10 protein-coding genes and 1 pseudogene are annotated in these 9,307 nt (G+C 59.4%); 9 read left to right on the top strand and 2 right to left on the bottom strand.

The genetic code is table 11. The annotated features are described in order from the left end of the window. Positions 1-76 precede the first annotated feature (76 nt). Positions 77-322, bottom strand: a pseudogene (locus LC354_RS24370) (glyoxalase); the annotation flags it as partial. 207 nt (positions 323-529) lie between these two features. Here LC354_RS24370 and ade point away from each other — a divergent pair. Both ade and LC354_RS24360 read left to right on the top strand, forming a co-directional pair. Further along, positions 530-2,344: an adenine deaminase gene (ade, locus tag LC354_RS24365; protein ID WP_223428572.1), complete on the top strand. Its 1,815-nt coding sequence runs from the start codon at positions 530-532 to the stop codon at positions 2,342-2,344. Next, positions 2,341-3,801 (top strand): AMP nucleosidase, encoded by a 1,461-nt coding sequence (locus tag LC354_RS24360; RefSeq protein WP_223428571.1) that lies wholly within the window; start codon positions 2,341-2,343, stop codon positions 3,799-3,801. The genes ade and LC354_RS24360 overlap by 4 nt, the downstream gene beginning before the upstream one ends. On the opposite strand, the gene LC354_RS24355 is transcribed toward LC354_RS24360, so the two are convergent. Continuing rightward, the gene (locus LC354_RS24355; RefSeq protein ID WP_223428570.1) at positions 3,775-4,011 is read right to left on the bottom strand and encodes a hypothetical protein; all 237 of its coding nucleotides are present in this window, start codon (positions 4,009-4,011) and stop codon (positions 3,775-3,777) included. The two genes, LC354_RS24360 and LC354_RS24355, sit on opposite strands and share 27 nt — an antisense overlap. Before the next feature lie 309 nt (positions 4,012-4,320). Here LC354_RS24355 and LC354_RS24350 point away from each other — a divergent pair, with 309 nt between their 5' ends. From LC354_RS24350 to LC354_RS24325, 7 genes are all read left to right on the top strand, one after another. After that, positions 4,321-4,608, top strand: coding sequence for an HU family DNA-binding protein (locus tag LC354_RS24350; RefSeq protein ID WP_223428569.1), 288 nt, complete (start codon positions 4,321-4,323; stop codon positions 4,606-4,608). A gap of 136 nt (positions 4,609-4,744) precedes the next feature. Further along, positions 4,745-5,614, top strand: a complete 870-nt coding sequence (locus tag LC354_RS24345) for a DMT family transporter (RefSeq protein ID WP_223428568.1) — start codon at positions 4,745-4,747, stop codon at positions 5,612-5,614. An 85-nt stretch (positions 5,615-5,699) separates the two neighbouring features. After that, positions 5,700-6,095: a thioredoxin family protein gene (locus tag LC354_RS24340; protein WP_223428567.1), complete on the top strand. Its 396-nt coding sequence runs from the start codon at positions 5,700-5,702 to the stop codon at positions 6,093-6,095. Between the two features lie 179 nt (positions 6,096-6,274). Further along, the gene (locus LC354_RS27810) at positions 6,275-6,406 is read left to right on the top strand and encodes a hypothetical protein (protein ID WP_263289596.1); all 132 of its coding nucleotides are present in this window, start codon (positions 6,275-6,277) and stop codon (positions 6,404-6,406) included. A gap of 66 nt (positions 6,407-6,472) precedes the next feature. Continuing rightward, positions 6,473-7,720, top strand: a complete 1,248-nt coding sequence (locus tag LC354_RS24335; RefSeq protein WP_223428566.1) for a glycosyltransferase family 4 protein — start codon at positions 6,473-6,475, stop codon at positions 7,718-7,720. A gap of 3 nt (positions 7,721-7,723) precedes the next feature. Beyond that, complete coding sequence (locus tag LC354_RS24330; protein WP_223428565.1) at positions 7,724-8,506, top strand: NAD-dependent epimerase/dehydratase family protein; 783 nt, start codon at positions 7,724-7,726, stop codon at positions 8,504-8,506. Next, complete coding sequence (locus tag LC354_RS24325) at positions 8,503-9,132, top strand: sugar transferase (protein ID WP_223428564.1); 630 nt, start codon at positions 8,503-8,505, stop codon at positions 9,130-9,132. The genes LC354_RS24330 and LC354_RS24325 overlap by 4 nt, the downstream gene beginning before the upstream one ends. The last annotated feature ends 175 nt before the right edge of the window (positions 9,133-9,307 follow it).

Genomic DNA, 9,307 nt, shown 5'->3' with positions numbered 1-9,307 from the left:
CCTCTGCCGGGGCACGCCTCGGCAGGGGCTCTCAGCGCAATCTCCAACTAAATTTCCAGACGTCAGGTTACAGTACCCGGGGCGGGTTTTCCGGCAGCATCCCCAAAAGCGGGTTGGAATGATATGTCCCGTCACTGTGCAACTGAAACACCTGTTCGCCATAGGCCATGATCGCAAAATCTGCCGTTGGCTGAAAGGCCTGCATCCCGAAAACAGACCTGAGAAATGCGACTTCGGCGGCAACGTCACGCACCAGCAGGTTCAGGCCAATACCCTTCAAACCGCGGCCAAAACTGTCTGCATCCATGTTCTCATAATCCATGCCGTCAGCGTTGCCGAACACCGCGCACGCGTCAAGCGGGTTGCGGGCCGCAACCACGCGGTTCGATGAAAACGGATCATACGCCCCGTGACATGCGATTTCCGGCGCTCAGACATTTCGGCCAGTCATCGACACCGAACGATGACAGTTTCAAGACATTCGAAACCACCCCCTTGCGCCCGCATCCGAATTTTGATCCAACGGGACATGGAACATGACCTTTCCCCGACCCGATTTCCGTCGTGGCCCGCCACCGCCCCCGATCTGATCGAAGTTGCCGCAGGCCGCGCGCCCGCCGATACGGTGATCCGTGGCGGCATCTGGGTGAACGTCCACACCCGCGAGGCGCTGCCTGACCAGGACATCGCCATCAGGCACGGGCGGATCGCCTGCGTCGTGCCCGACGCCAGCTATTGCACCGGCCCCGAGACCGAGATCATCGAGGCGCATGGCCGCTATATGATCCCCGGTCTGTGCGATGGGCACATGCATATTGAATCCGGCATGCTGACGCCCGCCGAATTTGCCGCCGCCGTGATCCCTCATGGCACCACCACCATGTTCACCGACCCCCACGAGATCGCCAATGTTCTGGGCCTCGAAGGGGTGCGCCTGATGCATGACGAGGCGCTGATGCAGCCCGTCAACATCTGGACGCAAATGCCGTCTTGCGCGCCCTCAGCACCCGGCATGGAAACGACAGGTTATGAGATCAGCGCCGAGGATGTTGCCGACGCCATGACATGGCCCGGCATCATCGGTTTGGGCGAGATGATGAATTTTCCCGGCGTGGCGGCAGGCGATGGGCAAATGCTGGCCGAGATCGCGGCGACGCAGGACGCCGGAAAGACCGTGGGCGGGCACTATGCCTCGCCCGATCTGGGGCCGAATTTCGCGGCCTATGTGGCGGGCGGCCCGGCGGATGATCACGAAGGCACCTGCGAGGCGGACGCCATTGCGCGGATGCGACAAGGCATGCGCTCTATGATCCGGCTGGGCAGTGCATGGTATGATGTGGAAACACAGATCACGGCCATCACCGAAAAGGGCCTCGATCCGCGCAACATGATCTTGTGCACGGATGATTGCCACTCCGGTACGCTGGTCAATGACGGACACATGAACCGGGTGGTGCGGCACGCCATCGCCTGCGGATGCGATCCGCTGATCGCACTGCAAATGGCCACGATCAACACGGCGACGCATTTCGGGCTGGAGCGTGAGATCGGCTCGCTCACGCCCGGGCGGCGGGCGGATGTGATCCTGACCTCTGATCTGAAAACCCTGCCGATCGAGCATGTGATCGCGCGCGGCAAGATCGTGGCGCAAGACGGCAAGCTGATCGCGGACTGCCCGCATCTCGACTGGCCGGAAGCGGCGCGAAAGACGGTGAACATGGGTGCCGCAAAAACGGCAGCTGACTTTGAAATCCACGCTCCCGATGGGCGCAATTCCGTCACCGCAAACGTGATCGGCGTTGTCGAAAATCAGGCGCCGACCAAGGCACTGAAACGCGACCTGCCCGTCTCGGACGGCAAGGTCGAAACCCATGGCGACACCTGCCAGATCGCGTTGGTGGAACGGCACCGCGCCACAGGCGGCGTGACAAATGCCTTTGTCGCCGGGTTCAATTACAGCGGCAAGATGGCGATGGCCTCGACCGTGGCCCATGACAGCCACCACATGATCGTGGTGGGCACCGACCGGGAGCAGATGGCGCTGGCCGCGAACCGGTTGGCCGAAGTGGGCGGCGGAATCACCATTTTCCGTGACGGCACAGAACTGGCGCTGGTCGAGTTGCCCATCGCAGGGCTCATGTCCGACAGCCCCGCCCACGAGGTCGCCGCCAAAGCCGACAAGATGGTGCAAGCCATGGTCGACTGCGGCTGCACCCTCAACAACGCTTACATGCAGCATTCGCTTCTGGCGCTTGTTGTCATCCCCGAGTTGCGTATCTCAGACCTCGGCCTTGTCGATGTCCGCAGCTTTGAATTCATACCCGTATTAGAGACCACAACATGAAAATCCTCACCCCCGAAGACCGCCCGCACCAACGTATCGGAAGTGCGCCGGAGGCGGTCGCCCTGCTGCGTCAGCTATATGACGAAGCCTCCGACTTTCTGAATGAGCACTTTGCCGCGGCGATGGCCAACGGCGCGCCGGACGGGCGCGTGCGGGCCTACTATCCCGAAGTCCGCTTTACCACCTCAAGCTATGCGCATGTCGATACACGGCTCAGCTTTGGCCACGTTTCCGGACCCGGCACCTATGTGGCGACGATCACGCGGCCCGATCTGTTCGATAACTACCTGACCCAGCAAATCAACCTGCTGATCAAAAACCACGACCAGCCCGTGCATATCGGCTATTCCGATACGCCGATGCCGGTCCACTTTGCGGTGGCCAACAATGCCGGCATCACGGTGCCACAAGAAGGGGCGGCGGAATTCACGCTGCGCGATATCTTTGACGTGCCCGACCTGACCACGACGAATGACGACATCGTCAACGGCACCTTTGTGGCCACCGACGGGATCGAGCCATTGGCACCGTTTACCGCCCAGCGGGTCGACTATTCGCTGGCCCGGCTGACGCATTACACGGCCACCGACCCAACCCATTTCCAGAACCATGTGCTCTTCACGAACTACCAGTTCTACGTCTCCGAATTCGAAGCCTACGCGCGCACCCAGCTTGACGACCCCGACAGCGGCTATACCGCCTTTGTCTCAACGGGCAATTCGATCATCACGACCAGCGACGGCCTCCTCGAGAATTTCGGCAAGACGCCGCAAATGCCGACCTATCATCTCAAACGGGCGGATGGGTCCGGGATCACGCTGGTCAACATCGGCGTCGGGCCATCCAATGCGAAAACGGCAACAGACCACATTGCGGTGCTGCGCCCCCACGCCTGGCTGATGGTCGGACACTGCGCCGGTTTGCGCAACTCTCAGGCGCTGGGGGATTTCGTGCTGGGCCACGCCTACTTGCGCGAAGATCACGTGCTGGACGACGATCTGCCGCCATGGGTTCCGATCCCGGCGCTGGCGGAAATCCAGATCGCGCTGGAACAGGCGGTGGCCGGCGTAACCGAACTGGAAGGCTATGAACTCAAGCGTATCATGCGGACGGGCACCGTCGCCTCATACGACGATCGCAACTGGGAACTGCGCGACCAGCACGGACCGGTCAAGCGGCTCAGCCAGTCACGCGCCATCGCGCTGGACATGGAAAGCGCCACGATCGCGGCCAATGGCTATCGGTTCCGGGTGCCCTACGGCACGCTGCTTTGTGTCTCGGACAAGCCGTTGCACGGCGAATTGAAGCTGCCAGGCATGGCATCGGACTTCTACAAAACGCAAGTGGCACGCCATTTGATGATCGGGATCCGGGCGATGGAACATATCCGCACGATGCCGCTGGAACGCATCCACAGTCGGAAATTGCGGTCATTCGACGAAACGGCGTTCCTCTGACCGGGACGCCAGCACCAGATAATATGCGTTTACGGGCAACAAAAGGCCATGCAGGGCAATCACCGGCAGCAGATCCCCCGCCACGCCGTAACCGATGAAAGCGAAATTGCTTAGCAGGGCGACGCAGCGCAAGGAACGCATCGACGTCATGCAAAAGGTCGTCAAGACAAGCCCTGCTGCAGCAAAGCCCATAAGGTCTACGTAATCCATGTTCTGCCCTCACAATCGTCTTGCAAACAGGTCTTTGTTCAGTCTTTCCGAAGAATAAGAACGAGCCTAACACCCCTCCCGGTCTGGCGCAGGTCGGGAATTCCACCAGTGGCCACTGGTCGAAAAAGGCGGTGAAAATCGATTTTCGGCGGCGATTTTGGAGGGAATAGTTCGAAAAGCCCATAAAATATGGCGAAAAACCCCGGTTTTCCCTTGCTTTAACCCACTATTCGTTGTGTGTTCCCACAACATGACGCTACAATAGGCAAATGAGGCCCAAGTTGTCGGGCAGACGAAGGAGACCATAAAATGGCAAAACCAATGACAAAAACCCAACTCGTCGCGGCGCTGGCCGAAGAAATGGGCACAGACAAGAAATCCGCAGGCGCGGCACTGGACGCGATCTGCGGTCTGATCACCAAGGAAGTCTCCGGCGGCGGTGCCGTCACGCTTCCCGGCGTCGGCAAGATCTACTGCCGGGAACGCCCCGAGCGTATGGTGCGCAACCCTGCCACCGGCGAGCAGTTCAAGAAAGAAGCTGACAAGGTGGTCAAGATGACCATCGCCAAGGCACTCAAGGACAGCGTGAACGGCTAAGCCTTCACCCCGTTTTCGACAATCAAGGGCTGCCCGACGGGGCGGCCCTTTTTTGTCGGCGCGTCGGACCATCGGCGCATCTTGCATCCTCCGGCGATTTGCCGGAACGTCCGCCGGACCGAAGAAAGGGACAACGATGGATTTTCGCGCAATCGCGATGGGGCTCACCTTTGCCCTGATCTGGTCGTCGGCCTTTACCTCGGCCCGGATCATCGTGGCCGACGCTCCGCCGCTCGCCTCGCTTGCGCTGCGGTTCTTCATTTCCGGGCTGATCGGCGTCGCCATCGCACGGGCCCTGGGCCAGACATGGCACCTGACGCGGGACCAGTGGCGCGCCACGATCATCTTCGGCATTTGCCAGAACGCGATCTATCTGGGCCTGAATTTCTATGCGATGCAAACGGTCGAGGCATCGCTGGCCTCGATTATCGCGTCGGTCATGCCGCTTATGGTCGCCTTTGCGGGCTGGGTGGTCTTTCGGGACAAACTGCCCGCGCTGGGGATTATCGGGTTGGTGCTCGGGATTGCGGGGGTCGTCATCATCATGTCGGCACGTATCCAAAGCGGTGTCGACATATACGGCGTGGCCTTGTGCGTCATCGCAGCGGTCGCGCTGTCCGTTGCGACCCTGTCGATGCGCTCTATGTCAACTGGCGGGAACCTGATGATGGTCGTGGGCTTGCAGATGTTTGTGGGCGCTGTTCCGCTTGCGATTGCCTCCGCTTTGACGGAAACGTTGCGAGTGAACGTCACCCCCGAATTGATCGCCGCCTTTGTCTATACCACGCTCGCACCGGGCCTGCTGGCCACGTGGATCTGGTTTTCGCTTGTGGCCCGGATCGGAGCCACAAAGGCGGCCACGTTCCACTTTCTCAATCCATTTTTCGGCGTCGCCATTGCGGCCGTCCTTCTGGGCGAGCGGTTAGGCGCTCAGGATATTGTGGGGGTCGTCATCATTGCAGCGGGCATTCTCGCGGTGCAATTGTCTCGACAGATCAAAACATAAATCGCGACACGCTTTAACAAAAGCCCTTGCTTTGAAGACTATCCGCAATATCCTGTCTGGCCTTACCAGTTCCTGGAGCGCTCTTATGCACCGTCGTACTTTCCTGCTGTCCGCCGCCGCGTTGATCCCATCAGCGGCATTCAGCTATCCCGCCGAAACCTTCAGCCCTGCCATCTGGCGCGATCTGGGGGCAGGCACTCAAACCATTGTGCTGAATTATCGGGCCAGTTGGTCGCTGACCTGTCAGATCAAGGCGGAATTGATCGCCGATGCACTGGTCGCAAATCCGGAGTACAACCGTCTTGTCTTCGTCGACGTCGACTGGGACACGTTCGGTCGATCGCAATTGACCGAAAGGCTCAAGGTCAATCGCCGCTCGACGCTTCTGGTGATGAAAAATGGTACGGAGGTCGCCCGGCTGGAAAACCAACCCTACGAGCGCGAAGTCCGCGCCCTGTTGGACACGGCCCTTGCCGCCTGAGGCAACGGACACGAAGCGATATGCCTTTCCGCTGAACCCTTGGCTATTCTCAACTTGGCTTTGCCTGCGCGCTTGAGGCATTGAGGCTGGTCAATCTGCGCCCTTCGGAACAGACGCCTTACACTTGGCGGTTGATCGGTGGAAAGGGCGCGCCCGGACATGCAGCACGGAAAACCACCATGAGCGTCACGGATACCTGCGTTGCCAATGGATTTCAGTCCCTCTCGCGTTTGTCCAAAAGCCATCTTGGCACGGTCGCATTAAGCCCCGGTCAGGAAAAACCCGGTACAGGGGCGCTTTGGCCCGGTTAAAGGGCGTCACGCAATTGCACCGACGCCCCCTGCCGAGTATCCAGAGACAAGCACGACGAGGATCAGATGAAACTACTATTCGTTCACCAGAACATGCCCGGACAATATCGCGAACTGATCCAGTGGCTGGCGGCCCAAAAAGAGCACGAGATCGTGTTCCTGACGCAGCGCCTCAAACCGCCGCAATTTGCCGGGGTCAAGACCGCGATCTACAAGACGCACCACAAGGCCGCCGAGGACGCCTATGGATTGTCCAAGACCTACGAAAACGCGGCGGGGAACGGGTTCGGGGCTGCAATGGCCGTGCGCAAGATCCTCGCGACGGGATTTGTTCCCGACATCGTCATAGGGCACGTGGGCTGGGGCGAAATGACCTTTCTGCGACAGGTCCTTCCCGACACGCCGATGATCGGGTTTTTCGAATACTACTATTCGGTTCATGGCGGTCCTGTCGGTTTTGATCCGGACAGCCCGCCCTCTGATCATGCCCCTTTCCTGATGCAAAGTCACAATGCGGTGCCTTTGGCCAATATCGATGTGGTTGATCTGGCGCACAGCCCGACGATGTGGCAGCGCAACCGCTTTCCGACCAGCTTTCATGACAAGATGTATGTCTGCCATGACGGCATCCGCACCGACGTTCTCAAGCCCAACAAAAAGGCCAAGGTTGAACTGGGCCGGATCGGCCGTGCCCTGACCGTCAAGGACGAGATCGTGACCTTCATGGCCCGCAATCTGGAGACCACGCGCGGGTACCACCAGTTCATGCGGGCCGTGCCACACATCCAAAAAGCGCGTCCCAATGCGCGGATTCTGGTGATCGGCGGCAATGACGCATCCTACGGCGGCAAGTCCAAGCATCCCGGCGGCTTGCGCGGCGAAATGGAGGCTGAGGTTGGGCATCTGATCGACTGGGACAGGCTACATTTCCTCGGCCAGGTGCCCTTTTCGAACTATCAGAACATCATCCAGATCAGCGATTGCCACATCTATCTGTCGATGCCCTTTGTGCTGTCATGGTCTTTCCTTGAATGCATGGCGATGCAGGCCACCATCGTGGCCAGCGATGTCGCGCCCATACGCGAAGCGATGGAGCACGGTAAAACCGGCCTTCTGGTTGATTTCTTCGATCCGGAGGCAATCGCCGCGCAAGTCGTCGATGTGTTGGAACGGCCACGGGACTATGCTCATATCGGCCCTGCCGCGCGTGAACATGTGGTCGAGACCTACGATTTTCTCACCGTTTGCCTGCCCGAGCACATCCGTCAGATCAACGCACTGGTGAAGACTGGTGCCCAAATCAAACTGCCCTGACCGATGGGTATCGTGATCCTTGGTGCGGGCGGACGGTTGGGGCAATTGCTGCGACCGATCTTTCCCGGCCCGGCCACGTGGATGGCCCGCACGGACGTTGATGTACTGAACGCCGAGGCGCTGAAACAGACACTCGCAGGGGCCGACGCGGTGATTTGTCTGGCAGGCGTGACAAACGGCAGCGCGCAACCGATGGATATGAACACGAAGCTTGCGACCGCCGTCCTTGATGCGGCACAGGCCGTTGGAGCGGGCCACGTCATCCTGTTTTCCAGCGCGGCTGTGTATGGCAATACGCCCGGCCCACTGCGCGAGGATGGCCGGGCAGCACCCGTCTCACCTTATGGGCATGCCAAGCTTGCGATGGAGGGCATGGCCGCGATGCATGCTCACCCCAATACGACAATGCGGCTGGGCAATGTGGCCGGCGCGGATGCCATCCTTGGTGGTTGGAAACCGGGGTTTGCCCTCGATACACTGCCGGACGGCACAACCCCGAGGCGCAGCTATATCGGCCCGAATTCTCTGGCCCGGGTCCTGTTCGACATGACAACGGGCAAGGATCTGCCCAAACTTGTGAATGTTGCCGCCCCGGGCACCGTCCAGATGGGCGCGCTGCTGGACAGCGCCGGTCTGCCGTGGCAATCGCGTCCCGCAACCGACGGCACGATCGCAGCTGTTGAATTGAACACCGCCCTCCTCGAACAGATCACCGACTTTGATCCGCGCGACAGCACAGCTCAGGGCATCGTCGCGGACTGGCAAACAGCACTGAAGGCCCAATGACCTGGCGCAAACGTATCTTCGACTTGTTCTTTGCCAGTCTTCTGGTGCTCATCCTGGGGCCCGCGATCCTGTATCTGACGTTCAAGATCTGGCGCATACAAGGGCGGCCGATTTTCTACGTGGCCGAGCGTATGAAATCGCCGACCCAAAGCTTCGGCTTGTGGAAATTCCGGACTATGACCGTGGTCGAAAGCGACTCCAGAGTGTCCGGCGGGGACAAGGAAGCACGCATAACCCCGTTGGGCGTGCGTTTGCGGGCCAAGCGGATGGACGAATTTCCGCAATTGTGGAATGTACTCAAGGGCGACCTCAGCTTTGTCGGGCCACGCCCGCCATTGCGCGAGTATGTTGACCGGTTTCCGGAGATTTACGGAAAAGTTCTGAAATCCCGGCCGGGGATCACGGGATTGGCCACGATCCGCTTTCACAAGCACGAAGACAAATTGCTGGCGCGTTGCAACACGCCCGAAGAAACGGACAAGGTCTACACCAGTATTTGCGTACCGCGCAAAGCACGGCTTGATCTCATCTATCAGCGCAATCAGAATACCTGCTACGATTTTGACCTCGTGTTTCAGACGATCGGCAATTTATTTCGCCGAAAAAGGCAGCAAAGCGACGAATAAGAGTATTGCACCCGGTGGGTCAGTCGTTCCATACGACGACTCGGAAAATATCGCCTATTTTTTGGGCGGAATGGGCGATACTTCGCCGATTCTAAGAGAGTGAAGGACCACCGGCTGACGCCGGAGGCATCATTTGTCGGAATGTAATTCCAGGTACTGCTTGATGACATCGTCT

Origin of the sequence: Tateyamaria pelophila (genome assembly GCF_019966495.1) — a bacterium.
In the GTDB taxonomy this organism is placed as follows: Bacteria; Pseudomonadota; Alphaproteobacteria; order Rhodobacterales; family Rhodobacteraceae; genus Tateyamaria; species Tateyamaria pelophila.
Note: the sequence above shows the minus strand (reverse complement) of the source record. Positions and strands in the feature narration are given on the sequence as shown.

Excerpts from the sequence above, each read along its gene's own strand:
- LC354_RS24355 (WP_223428570.1), bottom strand. The coding sequence starts at position 4,011 with ATGGATTACGTAGACCTTATGGGCTTTGCTGCAGCAGGGCTTGTCTTG.
- LC354_RS24340 (WP_223428567.1), top strand. The coding sequence starts at position 5,700 with ATGCACCGTCGTACTTTCCTGCTGTCCGCCGCCGCGTTGATCCCATCA.
- LC354_RS24335 (WP_223428566.1), top strand. The coding sequence starts at position 6,473 with ATGAAACTACTATTCGTTCACCAGAACATGCCCGGACAATATCGCGAA.
- ade (WP_223428572.1), top strand. The coding sequence starts at position 530 with ATGGAACATGACCTTTCCCCGACCCGATTTCCGTCGTGGCCCGCCACC.
- LC354_RS24360 (WP_223428571.1), top strand. The coding sequence starts at position 2,341 with ATGAAAATCCTCACCCCCGAAGACCGCCCGCACCAACGTATCGGAAGT.
- LC354_RS24325 (WP_223428564.1), top strand. The coding sequence starts at position 8,503 with ATGACCTGGCGCAAACGTATCTTCGACTTGTTCTTTGCCAGTCTTCTG.
- LC354_RS27810 (WP_263289596.1), top strand. The coding sequence starts at position 6,275 with ATGAGCGTCACGGATACCTGCGTTGCCAATGGATTTCAGTCCCTCTCG.
- LC354_RS24330 (WP_223428565.1), top strand. The coding sequence starts at position 7,724 with ATGGGTATCGTGATCCTTGGTGCGGGCGGACGGTTGGGGCAATTGCTG.
- LC354_RS24350 (WP_223428569.1), top strand. The coding sequence starts at position 4,321 with ATGGCAAAACCAATGACAAAAACCCAACTCGTCGCGGCGCTGGCCGAA.
- LC354_RS24345 (WP_223428568.1), top strand. The coding sequence starts at position 4,745 with ATGGATTTTCGCGCAATCGCGATGGGGCTCACCTTTGCCCTGATCTGG.